The organism is Vineibacter terrae (genome assembly GCF_008039615.1).
Lineage (GTDB): Bacteria > Pseudomonadota > Alphaproteobacteria > Reyranellales > Reyranellaceae > Vineibacter > Vineibacter terrae.
Genome location: NZ_VDUZ01000007.1, coordinates 172,825 through 191,780, shown reverse-complemented (window position 1 = coordinate 191,780; position 18,956 = coordinate 172,825). Strand labels below are relative to the sequence as shown.

General features: G+C 63.5%; 12 protein-coding genes and 3 pseudogenes. 4 read left to right on the top strand and 11 right to left on the bottom strand.

Translation table 11 applies throughout. The features are described from left to right. Positions 1–87: 87 nt before the first annotated feature. Positions 88–1,029, bottom strand: coding sequence for a reverse transcriptase domain-containing protein (locus tag FHP25_RS08635; RefSeq protein ID WP_269434389.1), 942 nt, complete (start codon positions 1,027–1,029; stop codon positions 88–90). A gap of 213 nt (positions 1,030–1,242) precedes the next feature. After that, positions 1,243–2,124, bottom strand: coding sequence for an ABC transporter substrate-binding protein (locus FHP25_RS08630; RefSeq protein ID WP_147846510.1), 882 nt, complete (start codon positions 2,122–2,124; stop codon positions 1,243–1,245). 253 nt (positions 2,125–2,377) lie between these two features. Between FHP25_RS08630 and FHP25_RS08625 the strand changes: the two genes are divergently transcribed. Then, on the top strand, positions 2,378–3,328 hold the full coding sequence (locus FHP25_RS08625; protein ID WP_147846509.1) for an ABC transporter substrate-binding protein: 951 nt from the start codon (positions 2,378–2,380) through the stop codon (positions 3,326–3,328). Between the two features lie 807 nt (positions 3,329–4,135). Here FHP25_RS08625 and FHP25_RS42830 read toward each other — a convergent pair. Further along, positions 4,136–4,402: pseudogene (locus FHP25_RS42830) on the bottom strand (phage fiber-tail adaptor protein); the annotation flags it as partial. A gap of 132 nt (positions 4,403–4,534) precedes the next feature. Further along, entirely contained in the window at positions 4,535–5,509 is a 975-nt protein-coding gene (locus tag FHP25_RS08620) for a helix-turn-helix domain-containing protein (RefSeq protein ID WP_178133386.1), read from the bottom strand. A gap of 342 nt (positions 5,510–5,851) precedes the next feature. Between FHP25_RS08620 and FHP25_RS08615 the strand changes: the two are divergent. Next, positions 5,852–6,292: pseudogene (locus FHP25_RS08615) on the top strand (recombinase family protein); the annotation flags it as partial. Between the two features lie 230 nt (positions 6,293–6,522). Here FHP25_RS08615 and FHP25_RS42585 read toward each other — a convergent pair. The 7 genes and pseudogenes from FHP25_RS42585 to FHP25_RS08575 form a co-directional block, all read right to left on the bottom strand. Next, a complete protein-coding gene (locus FHP25_RS42585) occupies positions 6,523–6,945 on the bottom strand; it encodes a c-type cytochrome (RefSeq protein WP_408068520.1) in 423 nt (140 codons plus the stop codon). Positions 6,946–7,137: 192 nt separating this feature from the next. Further along, the gene (locus FHP25_RS08605) at positions 7,138–7,968 is read right to left on the bottom strand and encodes an amino acid ABC transporter substrate-binding protein (protein ID WP_178133385.1); all 831 of its coding nucleotides are present in this window, start codon (positions 7,966–7,968) and stop codon (positions 7,138–7,140) included. 206 nt (positions 7,969–8,174) lie between these two features. Further along, on the bottom strand, positions 8,175–9,146 hold the full coding sequence (locus FHP25_RS08600; protein WP_218578274.1) for a DUF2950 domain-containing protein: 972 nt from the start codon (positions 9,144–9,146) through the stop codon (positions 8,175–8,177). Continuing rightward, the gene (locus FHP25_RS08595; RefSeq protein ID WP_218578272.1) at positions 9,143–10,420 is read right to left on the bottom strand and encodes a DUF3300 domain-containing protein; all 1,278 of its coding nucleotides are present in this window, start codon (positions 10,418–10,420) and stop codon (positions 9,143–9,145) included. Before FHP25_RS08595 ends, FHP25_RS08600 begins: the two co-directional genes overlap by 4 nt. A gap of 315 nt (positions 10,421–10,735) precedes the next feature. Beyond that, positions 10,736–10,891, bottom strand: a pseudogene (locus FHP25_RS08585) (phosphate acetyltransferase); the annotation flags it as partial. Between the two features lie 98 nt (positions 10,892–10,989). After that, positions 10,990–12,597 (bottom strand): L-serine ammonia-lyase, encoded by a 1,608-nt coding sequence (locus FHP25_RS08580; RefSeq protein WP_147846504.1) that lies wholly within the window; start codon positions 12,595–12,597, stop codon positions 10,990–10,992. Between the two features lie 27 nt (positions 12,598–12,624). Continuing rightward, on the bottom strand, positions 12,625–13,836 hold the full coding sequence (locus FHP25_RS08575; RefSeq protein ID WP_147846503.1) for a porin: 1,212 nt from the start codon (positions 13,834–13,836) through the stop codon (positions 12,625–12,627). Positions 13,837–14,372: 536 nt separating this feature from the next. Between FHP25_RS08575 and FHP25_RS08570 the strand changes: the two genes are divergently transcribed. Together FHP25_RS08570 and FHP25_RS08565 are read left to right on the top strand one after the other, a co-directional pair. Continuing rightward, on the top strand, positions 14,373–14,777 hold the full coding sequence (locus FHP25_RS08570; RefSeq protein ID WP_147846502.1) for an AsmA family protein: 405 nt from the start codon (positions 14,373–14,375) through the stop codon (positions 14,775–14,777). Further along, positions 14,774–18,547, top strand: coding sequence for a translocation/assembly module TamB domain-containing protein (locus FHP25_RS08565; protein ID WP_147846501.1), 3,774 nt, complete (start codon positions 14,774–14,776; stop codon positions 18,545–18,547). Before FHP25_RS08570 ends, FHP25_RS08565 begins: the two co-directional genes overlap by 4 nt. Positions 18,548–18,956 lie beyond the last annotated feature (409 nt).

Genomic DNA, 18,956 nt, shown 5'->3' with positions numbered 1-18,956 from the left:
CCGGATAGGGGTAGGGAGAGCGTTAGCTCCCCCTCCCTCCGAACCGGACGTGCAGATCTCCCGCATCCGGCTCTCCGGTTGGTGGTCTTACCTGCGAGAGGACTGACAGGTCAGCGCATGGGCTGCTCGCAAGCTAAAGAGCCCGTGCTTGGCAAAGAACGCATTTGGCCAGCGCTGATGATCCGCGCCACGCGCTATTCCCTTCCCTTTGCGCCGTTTGCGCCGCACGCTTCGCAGCCTGGTGTGTATCCAGCCGTCCAGCGACGGGAATGTCGTTCTGTAGCTGTGCTGGAAGTAGTTGAACCAGCCTCGCAGCGCCGGATTGAGATCGGCGATGATCGCTTCCAGACTGTGCCCGGAATTTCGACGTGTCTTGGCACGGACCGTGTCCTTGAACTTCGTCAGGCTCTTCGCCCGCGGCCAACGTCGGCCGCCCTCGAAGCGATAACCCAGAAACTCGAAGCTCTGCTGCCGTGCCTTGACCGTACGCGTCTTGAGCGGATGCAGGACAAGGCCGGCTGCCGCCGTCCATTGCCCGATCATCGCCAAGGCTTGGGCCGCTTCAGCTTCACTGCGACACAGCACCACGAAGTCGTCGGCATAGCGCACCATCTCGTACCCCGAGGCCGCCATCAGCTGGTCCAAGGGGTCAAGATAGATGTTGCTCAGCAATGGACTGATCACTGCGCCTTGCGGCGTGCCGCCCTCGGGCGTCCACGCGGCTAGGCCATCGAGGATGCCCTGCCGCAGGAACTGCCCCACCAACTCCAGGATGCGCCCGTCCGACACCTTCTGGCCAACAAGAGCCATCAGACGATCGTGCGGGATCGTGTCGAAGTAGCTCTTCAGATCGACGTCCACGACGTGCTCGTAGCCTGCCCTCAGAAGCCCATCCACGCGGCGCAGCGCATCCTTGCAACCCCGTCCGGGGCGGAAGCCATAGCTCTGTGCCGCGAAGCCGGCCTCGAAGATCGGCTCCACCACCATCCGCAGCGCCGTCTGAACTACCCGGTCACGTACCGTCGGTATCCCCAGCGGCCCTGCTTACCCGCGCGGACGAGGTGATCGAGTGAGTGCACTTACTTCCGCTTGTGGCCCAGACCGGCCATGCCTTCGTCCTACGCCAATGTCCGATTCTGGAGGCAAAGCGGACATCTGGCGACGATTCCGGCAGGTCGCCTTTTGACCCAAAGCAGACTTCGACTCCGCCGACGGACATCCACCGTCGGCGCTTTTTAAGATTCACCGGGTAACGTGGTTCGCCTTCGCAAGCATTTCGGATGGAATAGTTACGCCAAGCTGCCCAGCGGTCTGGAGGTTGACCGCAAGCTCGTGCGACAAGGCCGCCCTGATGGGCAACTCGCCTGGCTTCTCGCCGCGCAAGATTGCATCGGCGTATTGCGCCATCTGCCGCGCAGCATCGCGAAGACTGGTCCCATAGGCAATCAGCCCCCCGGCGTCGAGCATTGATACAGGAAAAACCGATGGCAACCGGTGGGCTATAGCTAGCTCGGCGATTCGCTTCCTGTGCGGTTGATTGATCGGCTCTTCCAGCACGACCAGCGCCTGCGCGCGCTCGCGCTCCATGGCCTCAAAGGCTTTTTCATATTCCGGAGAAGGGGCTTCCACGCGGATGATTTGTGGCTCGATTCTCAGACCGCGAGCCGCATCCCGGTTCGAAGTCGACATGCAGTCTGAAACGCCGAGATCACTCAATATAGCGACCCGCTCAAGGTTGGGATTTAGCGCCTTTAGGAACTTCAATTGCGCCGTCGCCTGCTCCGGATCAAAGGTGGTTACTCCAGTAACGTTTCCCCCGGGGTGCCCCAAATTGGAGGCTAATCCGTCGCCGATCGGTTCGACAACGACCGCAAACACTATGGGAATCGTCGAGGTCGCTTGCCGAACCGCTCGCACTGTCACGGCCCCGATAACAGCGATAAGATCGACGCCGAGGCTGATTATTTCGAGGGCGAACTTAGGCAGCCGATGCAATTGGCCCTCGGCTGCTCGAAGTTCGAAGCGGATTCCTTCGTCCTCGATCCATCCGAGATCCCGAAGTCCCCCCTTGAAGCCATCGATAGGATAGGCTGAGCCAGCGACAATGATCCCGATGCGCTTCATGTTGTGGATCTCCTAAAGGCGGCGGTGACCACGATAACATACCCCGTCGAGGGCAGGACGACCTTTGTGAGGCGACATGTCCGCTGTTGGGCCCCATAGCGGCCATGCCTTCGTCCTACGCCAATGTCCGATTCTGGAGGCAAAGCGGACATCTGGCGACGAGACCGGCATGTCGGCTTCGGGACCCAAAGCCGACTAGCCAAGTGGCCCCGACGCGTGATCGCGCTGGCTGAGAACTACCTCTTGTGATTTGATGATCCTGACAACGGCTGCCCCGCTCATGGCCGGGATGGACGTTAGCATTGCTTATCCGGACGGGACTGGATCCTATCTTGTCCTGCTTGCAATGGCCGAACAGCAAGGGCTTTTCGGAAAGTACAGCGTCGACGTTCGATCTATGGCCGTCAAGGGCGCAACGCTCCCCCGCCTGACAGCCGACATGCCGTTAGGGATGATTGGCGAGCCAGCCGCTTTGTTGCAGGCGGCGGAAGGAGCAGATTTGCGCCTTGTCGCTTCTTTCAGCGACGTCAGGCTTTCGGGCCATCTCGTTGCACGACCCGGGATCAATACGCCGGAAGATTTGCGCGGCAAGCGGCTGGGAGCGCGAGTAATCGGCGCTGGACTTTGGATATCAACGATCCTTGCGCTCGAACAGTTGGCGCTAGATCCGCGGCGAGACGAAATCACCATTCTGCCCGTAGGCAATCCAATCCAAATCTTCCGCGCTTTGGAGCAGGGCGAAATCGACGGTGCGCTAGTGTCAGTCGCACAAAGTCGCGAACTACAGGTCAAGGGGTTTGCTGCCCTCTTGAAAGAATATCCGCCACACATCAGCAGCTATGGAGGCGGGCTGGTTGTCTCCAATGGCTTTCTGTCGAACAATCGCGATGTTGTTTCGAAGGTCGTGCACGCACTTCTAGAAGCCCTAGCGCTGTGCCTTGGCGGACAGAACAAGGCGAAGGTTATGCAGGCGTTCAACGCAGCCCTCAGCATCACCGACGAAGAAAGCGCTGCAAGCAGTTTAGGCGAGCTGCGACGCAAACCGTATCCTTCATTGGCACCGTTGGCAAAGATGCAGAAAGTGATATCGATCCATGATCCTCGCGTGCTGAAGGTTTCAGTTAAGGACCTCATTGAGGATCGATTTGTTCGCAAGTTCGACGAGGATGGTGAGCTGGATGCCCTCTATGCGGCCTATGCGTAGGGTCTTGGCACGGTCGAGGCATCTGCTTGCCGTGTTAGGCTTGCTCTAGGCTCTGAGCGCGCACCCGACGATGTCCGCTTGTGGCCCGAAGCCGACCTAGCCACCTGGGCCGCCGACGTCTGCTTTTGGCGGTAGAGCAGACCAAGGTGAATTCGGGCCCTTACGTCGGCTGCTGACCCATGGCGGACATGCTTTCGTCCTACGCCAGTATACGCTTTTGGGGCAATGCGGGCATTGCCTTGTCCTGCATCGGTAGGGCCTGTTCGCGAGCGCTGCTTGAGCGTTGTGGGTTGGTCCACGACCGGACCGTGTTTTCCGCAGCACACACTCTGCTTATTTGCCTTTACTCAGCCTCCCATCACGCAGCCGCCGATTGACTATCATCCTCGCCACGTTTGCAGTACACTGCAGGAAATTGGCGCGGCTCTAACATGTAACCGACCAAACGGTGATCAACAGTGCGACGAACACCGGTCGCCGCCTGGGGAAGGGGGAATCCATGGCCAATGGGGAAAATGATGGGGCGCCCATTGTATTGGGCCAGCTGATCCCCGGAACCAGTGACACGATGCCGGTGGTACGGATCAGATGCCCATATTGCGGGCAGCTACATCATCACGCTTGGATCGGCGGCAGCGCCAAGCCTCGCCGCCGGCTAGCGCCATGCGCCAGCAGCAACTCGGATCGCGAATACCATGTCGGGCCGGGGCTATCGTCGGTACCGGACGTATGATTGTGGTGCGAACGGATGATGACGTGCTCCTACTTCGCGAGCGCGACAAGGCGCCCATGGCAGGCGATGACGCCTCATTGCCGCCATCCATCACGGGCAGGTGGTATGTTTCTTCCCTCGTACGACCTTGCCGTCGTTACACGACAGGTGGCGCGGTAAATGGTGCCAGCAATGCCACCACCGAACCAAACGATCGTGGTCGTTGATGTCCTTGTCGCCGGCTGACGCTGCGTCAGCTCGGTGGCCGGGGCGATGCTCCATTCCACGCCGGTGATAGTGCCGCCCGGCGATGCCGGCAGGCTGTTCAGCCTGGATCGCCAGTCGATTACATAGTCCAGGACCTCGTCAGGATCCCGCGCCGGGCGTCCTGCGCGCCTTTATGGAGTAGGGCGTCGGACTCAAACCGGAAATCGGCTGGCCAAGGTCGGTCAGTCACCACCCGTTGCCGGCAGGACCTTGGAGCCTGGTTGTCGTCACCCCGACCATCGCCGCGCTCTGGTCTGCTGTGGCGTTTCGCCGAATACGCGATAGTAGTCGGCCGAGAAGTGTCCCATGTGCCAGAGCCCATGGCGTCTCGCGATCTCCTTGATCTTTTCCCCCTTCGGCTGCTGCGATATCAGAGTGCGCCAAACGGCGTTGAGGCGCAGCGCTCTCAGGTACTGCTTCGGCCCCATTCCATACGTGCCGCTGAATGCGTACTCGACCGAACGCTGGCTTGCTCGCGCCGCACGGCAGATGTCTTGGAGCGTCAGTGGATCACCCAGTCGCGCGCGCATGAACTCTTCTGCACGCCGCACGATCGGCAGGCGCTGAAATGTTGGCACGCTAAAGACTGTATCCGTCGCGCGATGCCACGGTAGCAGCAGTGTACCGATCAGCACGTCGGCAACATCGCTGGACGCCAAAATCCTGTCGTGCTCGCTCTCAAGAGACATCGCAGCGTCGATCAGCCGGCTCATCGTCGCGACCCGGGACCGGCTGTTGGAGACAATCAACGGTGAGGTCCCTCGCGTCAGCCGATCCGACCCGGGCGCACGCTCTGCCAACGCGTCCGTGACATAGTGGAGCGGCATCACGAAGCTGGTGCCCCGGTGCTGCTGATTGACGATTCCGGTGATCTCAAGTCCCGCGAAGCCGGCGAGGATATCATTGCGCTGAAGCTCCAGGCCGCCGATCCGCCTACCGCCGTGCTGGCCCGAGCTGATCTGCACGAGCGCCGACCCCGGCGGCAGGCCTGTGCGGATGCCGTAACGGCCCGTGAAACTGGTCGCCCAGACACGAAGGTCGCCAAGCTGCCCGGTTGCCGTCCAGCTATCGCCCGTCTCGGCATTGAGCTGTATGACATCCATACCCCAGGCTCGGTACACGGCAGCGAGTTCGTCGCTATCGCGAAATCGCGTTCGCGGAAAGCCGATGCGCTCCTGCTGGTGCGCCGGCAGCCCATCCATCGACTGTCCCCCCGCCATACTCTTGGCGTTGACCACAACCCAGCATGGCCGGAATTGATTCTGCTAACCGAATTGCGAACCTGCAAACTGCGCGCTTGCTTTAACAGCCCTGTCATCAAGCGCTGGACGATCCTGCCGCCTAGGCGCTAGGCCGGTCAGCCTAGGTTCAAAACCCAATAAAGCTTGCTCGTCTCACTTCTGCTTGCGAACCCAATTCCAGACGGTGGACACGCTGCGAAGTTTCCTCAGAGATTGACCCTGAGCGGACATCGGCCCGCCGGCCTATGCGTTTGACGTTGGCGCAATCGCCATCAAGTGTTCTCAATATCCTGCGCCCCATCGATACTGCCACGCCACACCGAGAATGCTGAACTCGCTACCGGTGCGGGTGAACGGCGCGGGACCATTGTCGTCAGGACCTATGCCGACGAGGGCAAGAGTGGCCTGCGGTTGGACGGCCGCGACGCCCTGATCCGCCTGATCGAGGACGTCCAGAACGGGACTGCCGACTTCAGCACCATCCTGGTTTACGACGTAAGCCGCTGGGGTCGGTTTCAGGACGCCGACGAAAGCGCCTACTACGAGTACGTCTGCCGCCGGGCCGGCATCAGCGTCCAGTACTGCGCCGAGCAATTTGAGAACGATGGCAGCCCGGTGTCGACCATCGTCAAGGGCGTTAAGCGCGCCATGGCCGGTGAATACAGCCGCGAGTTCTCGGCCAAGGTCTTTGCCGGCCAGTGCCGCCTGATCGAGAGCGGCTATCGCCAGGGCGGCCCTGCCGGGGATTGTGGCCGCCCCCACCACCGGCGTCGTGCCGATACAGCAGCTTGCCACTCGCGAACTCAACGGTTTCGCGCAGTCCGTCGCCTTGTTCTCCATAGCGGACGAAGAACAATCCGCCGTTCAGCCCTCCTCTCCGGCAGCGTGATGCTCTCGGCATGAGGGAGCGAGCGGCTGGAATTGGCAGAAGCAAAGTGCGACTTCGATCGGATAGGGGCCCGCTGTAGGCTAGTCTAGTGGGTGGTGCGCCCCTCTTTCATGCTGCCTAAGTACGCGACAAGATCGTCGCGGTCTTGCCGAGAAAGGTTCAAGTCTGGCATTCGACCGTGCGGACGAGTCAAGAAAGCACGTAGACGATCTGGTGTGTTCCGCGGATCGTTGGCCAGGGCGCTGAATGATGCCAGCCCGTCGGCGCGTTGCTGCCGGTCCCCGGGCTCGACAGTATGGCATTGGGAGCACCAGGTTCGCGCCAACGAGCGGCCACGCTCGAGGTCGGACGGTGGATCAGCGGCATGCACCTGAGCGGATATGACGACGAGTGATGCTGCTAGCGCTGCGGCGTGGGCCACGTGGCGGAAATTGCGAAACGCAGGTCGCAGCGCGTCGGTTGCGGAATGCAAAGGTCGTAGAGGCCGCACGACGAGTTGCGCCTTCATCTCTATGGCCCCGATATTGCCGTTCACTCTCATGGCAGGCTCCGTCGACCACGGCAGGGATAAATTGCAGGAAAACTGTGAACCGCAACAGATCGGCCCCTGCTCTGACGCACGGGATACTCAGTGCTCGCGCTACGACCACGGTTCGTCGTGAACCGAGGAGCCTGCACAGCCCATCTCGTGATCGAAGGACTAGTCCGGCAAGCTGGCCGCGACATACAGCGAGTGCAAAAGCTGGCTCTGGTTGACGTTGACGCCGAAGGCTCGTTGAAACAATCGCACGATGTCGCTCGAGCGATAGATGTGGCTTAATGCGCGGTCGACGGCCAAGCGAAACGCGTTGTCGCCGTGCGACATCGCTAGCGCGTAGGGTTCAACTGTAAGATATTGTTCTGCGATCCGAATCTGGTCCGGCGCCTTGCTGTCTCGCGCCAGGGACATGAGAATCGCACGATCGGCAAAATAGGCAACGATCCGGCCGTCGTCGAGCTGCGAGATGGCCTCAGGGTGCGAGTCCATCAGAACCACCTCGGCATTTACCGCGGCACGCTGCAGCGCGTTGCGCAGCGCCAGCTCCGTGGTCGTGCCGCCCAGAACACCGATCTTGCGGCCGGCCATCCCCTTGAGATCGTCCGGCGCACCGGCACGTACCATCAGGCTGGCGCCATCGACGAAGGTCGGGAGCGAAAAATCGACCACCTCGCGTCGCGTCAAGGTTGCCGTCGTCGCCTCGCAAAGCAGATCGGCGCGCGCCTGCTTGATCGCATCGAAGCGGTCGGCGGCAGTGACGGGCACATAGACCAGCGTCAGGTCTGCTACCTTGAGCTGCTGCGCGATGCGCTGCGCCACCATGCGGCAGAGGTCGATCATGAAGCCGGTTGGCTGCCCGTCGGCTCCCTTGTACGAGAAGGGCGGTGCATCCTCGCGATAGGCGATGCGGATTACCTTGCTCTCGCGGATATGGTCTAGCGTGGCCGCCATGACCGGGCTGACCCACAATAGTGTCACCGCAAGGGCCATCATGACAAATTTCGCCAAGCTGTCTCGACGACCGACCGGTATCCTCATCGCCGCCCCCCGATGCCGCGCGCAGACCGAGACGGTCTCGGCGGCTATTCCGCCGCTGTACTCCGAGCACTGCCAACCCTGACATCAAGCGCAACCGGTTGACGATCCTGTTGCACATCGTGGTTCCCGGATTCGGCACCACGCGCAATGCCGTGAATACCTCACGGCGTAGTATCGGACTTTTTCCAGCTTTTGTCCGGGTTGAAGGCCCTGATCTGGCCTGCAGCCGCGGTCGTGTTCGCCCCGAGATCCTTCTCGAAGACCTCGCCATCCTGGCTGACGATGAACGTCGTGTTTCCGGTCGTGCCGTAGGTGATGGGCCACGCGATCACCCCGAAGCCGCCGATCATCCTGCCGTTCACGATATAGTCTCGGGCGCCACCCTTCGCGTCAGGCCCCTGCGCGTAGAGTAGGCGATAGTGGTAGCCGTGGTAGCCCGATCCCTCGGTGGCGCCGGCAGCCTGGGCGTGCGCGATCAGATCGCCCAGCGGACTCTCGGGCTCGCCCGGCTGCGATGACCAGTAGAGACCATCCTTCTTGCCCGGCGAGCTCAGCAGCCGGCGCGCATACTGGCCCGTGCCGGTCTTCATCGGATCGGCCTCGGCGTATTCCTGCTGCGCGTCGACGATGGCCAGCAGCACCTGGATGACGGCGAGCTCGTTGCGGCCGAGCTCCCTGTTGCCGATCTCGTCGGCCCCGGCCACGATGTCGAAGCGCCAGCCGTCGCCGCCCTTGACCAGGGGAATCGGCATCGTCCAGCCGTGGGTGCCGACCTCGAGGACGGCCTTGGAATCGCCGTCCATGTTGATCTTGTTGCCGGCGGCGTAGGCCTCGAGGAATTTCTTGCGCACCTCCTCGACGTCCTCGATGTCGTCGGGGATGAGATCCTTATAGTTCGCGCCCAGCACCTTCTGCCATTGGGCGGGGTCGGCGCTGCGCGCGGCGGCGACGAAGGCGTCGAACGCCGCCTGGGGCGTCTCGAAGGCCTGCTGGCCGGTAGGCGGCGCGGCAGCGGCGGCAGGCTGCTGTTGTTGCGGCTTCTGCTGTGCCAAGGTCGGGGCCATGCTTGTGGCCACGACGCAGCACAGTGTCAGCAGGATGTAGCGCAAGTTTATGGGTGACCTCGGTTTCATCGCCGACCTCCACCTCCACGTCCGCCACCACCACGTCCGCCACCGCCGCGCGCGCCACCACTGCCACGATACCCGCCGCTCGCTCGTCCCCGGGCCGCGTCTCGATTGACACGCTGACCGCCGCGGTCGATGCCACCAAATGCACCGCCCTGTGGGCCTTGGCGGGCGCCCGGCCGCTGTCCCTGGCCGATGCCGCCTGGCCGCTGGCCTTGAACACCGCCAGGCCGCTGTCCCTGGCCGATGCCGCCGGGCCGCTGTCCCTGGCCGACGCCACCGGGCCGCTGTCCCTGGCCGATACCACCGCGTCCGCCCGGACGGCCCACGACGTCCTTGCCGCGGAAGTCGCGACGGCCGTCGGCACCGGGGACGGAGGCGCCGTACCTGCTGCGGCTGCCGGCGTCTCTGTAGGCGACGCCGCGACGATGGTCCGGCTGATGGCTCCATTTCCCGTTCTGGTACCGGTTGCCATCGAAACGGCGGTCGATGGAGGCGGCCCGGTTCACATTGACGTTGACGTCGCCGCCACCCCAGTTCCAGCTCGAGAACATCGCCCCGGCCGCGACGACTCCGGCGCCCCACATGAAGCCCGTAAGCAGGGGGGCGCCATAACCGTAGCCGACCGGCGGTGGATAGTAGTAGGGCGGGTAGGCGGGATACGGCCAGGCACCGTAGGCCCATGACGGTTGATAGGAGGGCACGTAGACGGCCTGCGGCGAGGCCGGCTCGATGATGATTGTCTGGGGCGCGCCGGGCGTCTGCGCCGAGGCCGGCTGGACAGTCACCCTTTGCTGGTCTCCCGTCTGCAGTCTGCCCGCGTCGTAGGACATCTTCCGCAGCCGCTGGATCGAGGCGGCAACATCCTGGTGCTGAGACAGCATCGCGTCGCCCAGTCTCTGCGTCCACTCAAGCTTGTCGTTCATCTGGGCGAGCACCTGGGGGAATGCGACCAGCGACTTCACGCTGACATCCCAGGTCTGCTCCTGCACGGCTTTCACCGCCTCATCGCCCTTGAGGTTGGGGTGGGCCTTTGACCAGCGCGCGGCTTGGACTACTTCCAAGGGATAGGTCGAGGCCATGAGGACCTGCGCCAGGAGCGAATCCGGGTAGAGCGCAATGGGCGCCAGCATCTGGTCGAGCTCCTCCGGCTTGTAGAGGGGTTGCTGGGGCGATGTGGTTGCCGGTCTTGGGGCGGGGGCTTGTGCCAACGCAGGCGACAGCGCAAAGAGCGCGATGGACATCCAGGCATAGAACAGGGCTCTGCACATCCCGCTCATGCTTCCCTCCGATCTGACCGTGCCGTCAACTCGCCCTCAAACAGTCGGCTGCGCGCAAGATCGACGCAATTTTACGCTAATCCTGCTCAGCTGCGTGAAAGGTCATTCGTGCCGCGCGGATCGTCTGGGATGGAGACTCCCCGAACAAGCGTCTGTAGTGACTGCTGAAGCGGCTCATGTTCCCGAAGTTTTGGTCCAAGGCGACCGTCGTGACCTGTCTCATCTCAGGTTTGACCGAGCCGCTCCCGAGTGACGCTGGAGCATCCAGCCTGACCCCGCGATCGACACGATCGACCTGTCCCGTTAGCCACCCGCGACCTCAGCAGCTTCGAGCACACCGCGCAACGAGGTCTCGTCGCAGGGATGGAGGACGATGGTGGCCGCCACGGGCACCTGCCCGGCGGCCGCGATCAGCCGCTGATACTTGGCATGCGGCGCATGCCCGGACGCACTGCCGTCGGAAGATGCCATATGCTGCCCCCTCACTCTGCGGGTTGCGGTTCTGCCTCTGCCCAAGGCGCTACCGTCAGGTCGCCACGGCAAGCCGTGGCGACCATGCCGTGGCTGGCTCAGCAAAGAACAAGGTTTGCGGCCAGCCCTCCTTCGCTCGTCTCCTTGTACTTCGCCGACATGTCCCTACCGGTGTCGGCCAGCGTCTTGATCGTCGTGTCGAGATCGACGCGATGGCGCGATGCGATCTCGTTGGTCGCGATCATGACGGCTGTCCAGGCCTTCACCGCCCCGAAGGCGCAACGCTCGATGCAAGGAACCTGGACGTAGCCGGCGACCGGGTCGCAGGTCATGCCCAGATGATGCTCGAGGGCGGACTCCGCCGCATTCTCGATCACCTGGGGCGGGCTATCGATGATCTGTGCGATGAGGGCCGCCGACATTGCCGAGGCGACACCAATCTCGGACTGGCAGCCGCCTTCCGCACCGGAGAGGGTCGCACTGTGCTTGCAGAGATAGCCGATGGCTGCGCCGGCAAGCAGGCCCTGACGGATCTTCTCGATCGGCACCTTGCGCTTGCTCTCGCTGAGAGCGTACACGACCGCCGGCATCACACCCGCCGAGCCGCCGGTCGGCGCCGTGATGACCAGGTGGCCGCGCGCATTCTCCTCGGAGGCAGCCAGCGCAAAGGCCGAAACCATCGCGATCGCGCGGTCGGCCTCATACTTGTCGTCCTGGGCGCGCTCCCAGACGGTCGCCGCCTTGGAGCGAAGCTTGATCGGTCCGGGCAGCACGTCGTCCTTGAGCGACAGGCCGGTTTTCACGGTCGCGAGCATCGCGCCGGCGATCTTGTCCAGGAAGGCGTTGATCTGTTCCTCGGTCTTGCCCGACACCGCGATCTCGTTTGCCAGGATCACCTGGGCGATCGAGAGTTTGTTGGCTTCCGCATGCTGCCGCAGTTCCTTCATCGTCGCGTAGGGATACTTCGGCTGCCCCTTCTTAGGTGGCTGATAGCCCTTCCACTCGATGAAGCCGCCGCCGACCGAGTAGTACTCCAGTTCGTAGAGCACCTTGTCGCCGGCCATGAGCTTGCAGGTCATGGTGTTGGGATGGGGAAAATCTCCCTTGACCGAGTCGTAAATGATGTCGGCAAGCGACAGGTTGAACGTCTTGCCTCCGAGCTTCACCGGGTAGGTCTGCTGCGGCTTCGCGATCATCTCGTCGAGGAACAGCGGATTGACCGTCGCCGGCTCCTTGCCGACCAGACCCGCCAGCGAGGCGCGCTCGGTGCCATGGCCCTTGCCGGTGGCGCTGAGACTCCCGAAAAGATGCACCTTCAGGCCGGTCGCCTGCGCCAGCTGCTCCGCCGGCAGCTTCGTGCAGCGCTGGTAGAAGTCGTACGTGATGCGCATCGGGCCGATCGTGTGCGAGCTGGAAGGCCCGGGCCCGACCTTGTAGAACTCCTCCAGCACGGTCATCACCGGGCCCTTGGATGCCTTCACGACGTTGAGGTCAGGCGAAAGCGTCGCACCCAGCTTGGTTGCCCCCGCCTCCTTTGCCGCCTGCTGCGCCCGCGCCTCAGGCGTCCAGGCGGTACCGGTCAGCGCTGCCGAAGCGCCGATGACCGCGCTGCGCATCAAGAACGAGCGACGATCGATATTCGATGGGACGGCCGACATGTCAGGCAACGCCCCGAACAGCTCGTCACTCCTGTCTGAAGTGCTCATGATCGCTTCCTCCCACTGTGTGCTTGCCTAGAATTGCAGCGAGGTGCCCAGGAGCAGTGCCCAGGCGTCGGCCTTCTCGCTCTTCGACTGGCCGGAGCCCATCGTGTATGTGAGGCCACCCACGAGCCTGATGCCTGGCGACAGCAGGTAGGTGACGCCGAGCTCGAACATGTCCATCTTGTCCGTGCCGGGCGCATTCTGCGTCCCGACGACGGCGGTGCCGTCGTCGTTGCGCCCGCCCCACCAGCCGGCCGACATCTGCCACGCGCCGGTTTCGTACATGATCCCGGCCGAATACCAGCGGGTCGCGTTGCGGCCCTTCAGGCCGTTGTTGTCACGGCCCACGGCGCCCCCGAACGTGAACCCCTCGAAGCCAATGCGCCCGCCCGCCGCCCAGCTCTTGTAGCGGCCCGATCCGCTGTCGGCGGGACTGGTCGTCGTGCCGCGATCAAAGCCGGCCGTCATGTAGCCGCCATACAGGTCGACCGAGACGCCGCCGAACTGGCCGGCGTAAGTGGCCGACACGTCAATGCCGTTGTGCCAGGCATTGGCGTTCTTCGGGCAGTTCGTCGCCGGGCCACCGCCGCCGCGGAAGAAGCACGTCGCCGCCGGACCACTGGTGTTGAACGCGGGCGTGTAGGAGACGCCGGCCCGGAAGCCGGCAACCACCGGCGTGTAGTAGGTGATCTTGGTGGCGTCACCTGAGTTGTTCGAGTTGGACGCGGCAAGGCCAGGATTGGTGCCGCGATCCCGGCCGCCGTTGTTGGCGCTCGAGAAGCCGCTGCCGTTGTTGGCAAAGTCCGGGTCGTGGAAGCCCCACCCCGGCAGGACCGACGGCGTGCCGCGCTCGCTCTTGTAGGATGCCGCATCCCTGGCGCCGAACTCGATACGCCCCCAGTTGCCGAAGGCATACAGATACTCTTCGTCGAGCTGGTCGTTTCTCGAGGTGTTGGCGCCACCCTGGGACAGGCCTTCCAGCTCGACGCGGATGCCGATCGTGGTGCCGTTGTCGAGCCTGGTCTCGCCGGAGAACCAGATCTCCCCCTCATACCGGAACGTCTCCGGGCGGTAGCTGGTGCCAACGGAGTCACCTGTGATGTCCCGATCAATCTTTCCAAACGTCATGTAGGCATTCCAGAAGCCGCCCAGCTGGAGCTTGATCGGATCAGCTGCCATCGCCATGAACGGCGTTGCAGCAACAGCGACCAGCGACGTCGTGCCAAGTATCACGCTCTTCACAGATTTCTCTCCCCACCAACGATTGCCAGCTTTCTGTCGCAACGACTTCAAAGGAGTTGCGATACGATCTGAAGGAGGGCCTGTCTGAACCCGGACCTGTCACTTATTCTTCCGACGCGCACTGGCATTGTCTTGGGATCATTAAGATTCGGTAGATCTCAAGCAACTCGGCACGTATCCTAATCTTGCAAATACGCAGCTTGCTTGTTTTCTCTGGTTGCAGTCCCAAGGCGTAGAGCGCTGTCATCCTGAACGCCTCGCTGAGTCTCGCTTTTCAGACTTGCTGGCCCCAAGACGTATGTCCGCCCGCCCGGGGTGGTCCGTCCCAACGACGACGTAGGCTCCATACGGGGCCGCGTGCGTAGTGCGGGCTGGCCCGGGGGCCAAACTCCCCTCTCGTGTGGCGCGAAGCGGGTATCCTGGACGCCCCATACGAGGCCGCGCCCGTATGGCACGGTCGGGTACCGGGTGTACGGTAAGTCGCGCTTGAGCTGGCGAGGACCATTGTCGGCACCGCTGAGGGAGGATTGAGACCTGTGCTGAGGGTCCGGCGCTTCATTCTTAGAATCTTTACCGGCCTTGCGGGCTCTCTGCTGCTGCTCTTCGCCGCGCTGCAGACCGGCGAGGGTCAGCGGGCCCTATTCAGTCTCGTCGCGTCGGTCGCGTCCGGCGATGATCGCACTGTACGTTTCGATGGGCCTTCCGGCTTTTTCCCTACAGACCTTAGATTCACCCGCATAGAAATCGGCGACGGAACGGGCCTTTGGCTCACGGCAGAGGACGCGCACATCCGCTGGTCGTTCCTGGCGCTGCTCGACGGCCATCTGGTCATCCATAACGTGCACGCGGCCCGCGCCTTGCTCGAGCGCACCCCACACGCGCCACCGCGTCCAGCGTCGGCGGAAGGCGCATCCCCCCCACCGGATCGCTGCTGCCCGTGACCGTGGAGAGGCTCGAAATCGGTGAATTGTGGCTGGGCTCGCCGTTGGCCGGCGTCGCCTCGCGCTGGCGCATCAATGGGCACGCACAACTTAAGGGCTTGGACGGTGTCAATAGCCTGTCGCTCAATGCGTCGCGCAATGACGACAGGACAGGGCGCGTCTTGCTGGACGCCAGCTATGACGGTCGCCGGGGTGTGCTCAACGCCCGCGGCGAGTTCGAGGAAGGCGAAGGTGGCATAGTCGCCACTTTGCTCGGTCGCCCCGACCTGCCGAGCATCGCCGGCGGCTTTCGGGCACAGCTGACGGACCTGGTTGGCGATGCGCACCTCTCAGTCGAAGGTGGCGATGTCCTCGGCATCACCGGCACTGTGCGTATTCGGAGCAACGATGCCGGCCGTCAGGTCGCGCTGGCACTGCAGGTTACGGGCGGGCAGATCCCCGATCCTGTGTGGAAGGCAGCTCTGGCACAGCCGGCATCGGTCCAAGCCGACATCCTGATCGAACCGGCTGGTGCCATCGCGGTGCGCGCGCTTCGACTGAAAGCGGCACCACTCGAGGCCACGGCCAGCGGCCGCTTTGTGCCAACGGACAAGCGCTTGCAGCTACGGCTGTCTGCCATCGGGGGAGATGCCGCGGTGCTGGCGGCGATAGTGCCTGGCGCGACCTGGCGCGACGTACGTTTCGACATGGAAGCCGCGGGCACGATGACGGCAATTGATGGCACCCTATCTCTGCGAGCCGCCGATGTTGCATTGGCTGAAGCCTCGACGCGCGAGCTCGCCCTGACTGCGACCGTGCGAGAAGCAAATCCCGCCGCCGGCGTCTGGCCGCGAGGAGAGCTCAGGGGCACCCTCGGTGAGGTCGTATGGCATGCGGCCCGGCGTGAGCTTGCGGCGCGCGACGTGCGCGTGGCTGTTGCAGGCGGGCAGGAAAGCAGCGGCGCTATTGGTCTGACATCGTTCGATCTTGCCTCATCGCAGTTCAGCGTAGCGGGCACGGGCACGCTGACAACAGACGGCGGAGTTTTGGCAAACGTGATGATCGAAGTCCCTGACATGTCCGCGTTCAATCCGATCATGACCTCGCCAGTGGCCGGCTCCGCTCAGGTGAAGCTACGGTTGACGGGTACGCGTGCTGAGCCGGTCCTGGCGGTAGATGCTACCCTCCGTGATGGCATCGTGCAGAACGTGCCCCACGTTCTCCTGGCACCGGAACTGCGCCTCTCGGCCAGTGGCAGCATCGATCGGCAGCAGCGTTGGCGGCTCGAGTGGGCCACCATCGCATCGGACGCGATTTCAGCGACAGCGCGAGGCGCGGGTGCCGGTGGAAATGGCACACTCGACGCGATCATCATGTTACCACGGCTTGGGGCAGTGGACCGGCGCCTTTCCGGCACTCTGCGCAGCGACATCCATGTCCAATCGAGCGATGAGCGCAGCACTGTGAGCCTGAGAGCCGCCATCGCGCAGGCGAAGGTCGACGGCACCAATCTTGAGCGGCTGACGCTGGACGCCGACTTGGTGCTTGGCGCCGATCAAGTCGACGCCACGCTGCAGCTGGACGGCAGCAGTGCAGGGCAACAATTGCGCGCCAGTGGCCGCATCTCGGCCGTCGGTGGGGAGCGGCTGCTGATTTCCGAGTTCAACGGGGCACTGGGCGGCACTAACCTGACGATCCGCGATCTGGCTGTCGATCGCACCACGGCGCGCGGTTCGGCGCGCCTTCTAGTGGAAGACCTCAAGCAGCTTAGCATGCTGACCGGCCAGCCGCTTGCGGGGCGGCTGGAAGTCGACATCGTCTCCGATAACGTGGCCAGCGCTGGCAAACTGAAGCTCGGCATACGCGGGACTGGTCTGGCGCTCGCTGACTCCGGTGCGGACACCCTGACCGCGGATGCCACTATCGGCGATCCGTTGGGCGATGCCACCTTCGAGGCCAGCATCATGGCTCACAGGCTGCGCGGCGTGGCCGGGCTAGGCACGCTGTCGGTCAGGGCATCGGGCGATTGGAATGCCATTGCCGCGAGTGCCGAAGCATCGGGACCGGGTGTCATCTTGAACGGCGCGCTCACAGTCCGACGTGACGGTCGCGAAGCGATCGCCGATATCGTGAGCCTGCGCGGCACCTACGCTGGCCGGCCGTTTGGTCTGGCTGGTGCGACGCGGCTGCGACAGTCGGGCGAGCGCATCACAGTCGAAGGCCTGCGGCTGAACGTAGCAGGCGGCAGTATCCGGGTAGCCGGTACCATCGACGCGGCGAACAGTGAGCTTAGCGTCGACGTCGTGGCGCTGAAACTGGCTGAGCTGGCGGCCCTAGTCGGGGGCGAGGCGCCGCTGGACGGCACAGTGCAAGCACAGCTGCAGGTCCGCGGCGCGCTCGCCAATCCGGAGATCGCCGGCACCTACACCGTGCGCGACGCGCGGTTGCGCAGCATGACGGTGGCGTCGATCCCGGCCGCCTTGCTGACTGGCAAGGTAGCAATGCGAGAGCGTGTGCTATCCGCCGACGCACGCTTGGCGGCCGGCACCAGCCGCCTGGCGATCGGGATCACCGGGCAATTGCCGAGCCGGGGCGCTTTGCCCGATGGGCAGCTGACAGTAGTCGGGCCAATCGATCTGGTGATCTTCGCCAGCCTGATCGGGCCCGACATCCAGCTGCTTGCTGGCCGCGCACTCGTCGATGTGGCGCTCGCCGTCAGGCGAGGCCGGCCGACGGGCACCGGGACGATGCGACTGGAAGACGTTCGGTTGAGCGTGCCTCGCGAAGGAATGATTCTGTCGAAAGGCAACGGCACGATCCGAATGGCCGGCGAGCGCATCGTCGTCGAGCGGGTGGATTTTCCAGCAGTCGGGAAGGGCGATGTCGTGGTCGGCGGCGAGGTGCAGTTGGATCCGAATTTGCCATTGGCCATAGATCTGTGGCTGAAGACGCGCAATGCTCGCTTGATGACGCGACGCGACCTGATCGTCGACCTGACCTCGTCGCTGCGTCTGCACGGGTCGCTGGCGGACGGCCTGACGGCAGAAGGCCAGATCCAGATCGACCGGGCGGAAATCAATGCTGCCGTCGGCACCGGCGCGAAGTCGGTGGCGTCCGTGCCGGTTCGCGAGGTCGGCGCCGGTGCGCCCAAAAAAGACAGGACCGGTTCACCGGCCCGCCCGCTGGCGCTCGACCTGAAGGTCAGTGCGCCACGCGGCGTGTTCGTGCGCGGCCAAGGCCTCGATGCCGAGGTGGGCGGCGAGCTAGCCGTGAAGGGCACGAGCGCTAATCCGTCAGTTGTCGGCGGCCTCAAGATGAGGCGCGGCAGCTACAGCCTGCTCGGACGCAATCTCACCTTCTCGCGCGGCGCTGTTACGCTCGCCAATGCAGATCGAATCGCACCGATTCTTGACCTTGAACCCACGACCCGCGGCGGCAACGTCACAGTTGTTGTCAAGGTGACGGGCCCGGCGAGCGAACCGAAGATCGAACTGAGATCGTCGCCAATGTTGCCGCAGGACGAGATCATCGCTCAACTTCTTTTCGGGAAAGGCACCGCGCGACTGGGGCCCACCGAGCTCGGGCAACTAATGGCGGCTGTTGGCGAGCTGTCTGGCATCGGCCCGTCAGGGAGTTCACCTGGGTTCATCCGCCGCGCGCTCGGGCTCAATGGGCTTGGTGGGGGACGCGGTGCCGTCCAGATTGAGATACTGCCGCGCGTCAAACTCGATGCCGACATAGGGATCAATTCCACCGGCCGAGCTGGCTTAGCGTGGGAGTACGACTATTAAGGCGCCGAGAGTATCCAGGCAGCGCACTGGCCACCATGATCAACAAAAGTCGTGCGACTGCCAGACCACCACCAGCTAGGCATGCGTCGGGATCTTTGACATGGTCGGTGACACGCTGCAGCGGTTACGGCTATTAGTGATGTTACCACCCATACGGTCGACACATGTGAGTTGAACGGTAAGCGCCTTAGCCAAGTGGGATGCGCCCCGCACGTGATCCACATGCCACCTCAGGCGCGACGCTGGCGTTTACAGTGACTAGGCGAAATCGGCCGCGAACAACGTGCCGCGGACCGCATTTGTCTCGGGTGGTGCCCAGGAGATGGAGCGCTGAGGGCGACGGCAGCACGGTGATGGCATTCGAGCTGTCGGCGTCGCTTGGCATCAGCATGGTCTCTGGTGTTCAGGC

Excerpts from the sequence above, each read along its gene's own strand:
- FHP25_RS08600 (WP_218578274.1), bottom strand. The coding sequence starts at position 9,146 with ATGAAACCGAGGTCACCCATAAACTTGCGCTACATCCTGCTGACACTG.
- FHP25_RS08630 (WP_147846510.1), bottom strand. The coding sequence starts at position 2,124 with ATGAAGCGCATCGGGATCATTGTCGCTGGCTCAGCCTATCCTATCGAT.
- FHP25_RS42585 (WP_408068520.1), bottom strand. The coding sequence starts at position 6,945 with ATGAAGGCGCAACTCGTCGTGCGGCCTCTACGACCTTTGCATTCCGCA.
- FHP25_RS08620 (WP_178133386.1), bottom strand. The coding sequence starts at position 5,509 with ATGGATGGGCTGCCGGCGCACCAGCAGGAGCGCATCGGCTTTCCGCGA.
- FHP25_RS08580 (WP_147846504.1), bottom strand. The coding sequence starts at position 12,597 with ATGAGCACTTCAGACAGGAGTGACGAGCTGTTCGGGGCGTTGCCTGAC.
- FHP25_RS08625 (WP_147846509.1), top strand. The coding sequence starts at position 2,378 with ATGATCCTGACAACGGCTGCCCCGCTCATGGCCGGGATGGACGTTAGC.
- FHP25_RS08605 (WP_178133385.1), bottom strand. The coding sequence starts at position 7,968 with ATGATGGCCCTTGCGGTGACACTATTGTGGGTCAGCCCGGTCATGGCG.
- FHP25_RS08595 (WP_218578272.1), bottom strand. The coding sequence starts at position 10,420 with ATGAGCGGGATGTGCAGAGCCCTGTTCTATGCCTGGATGTCCATCGCG.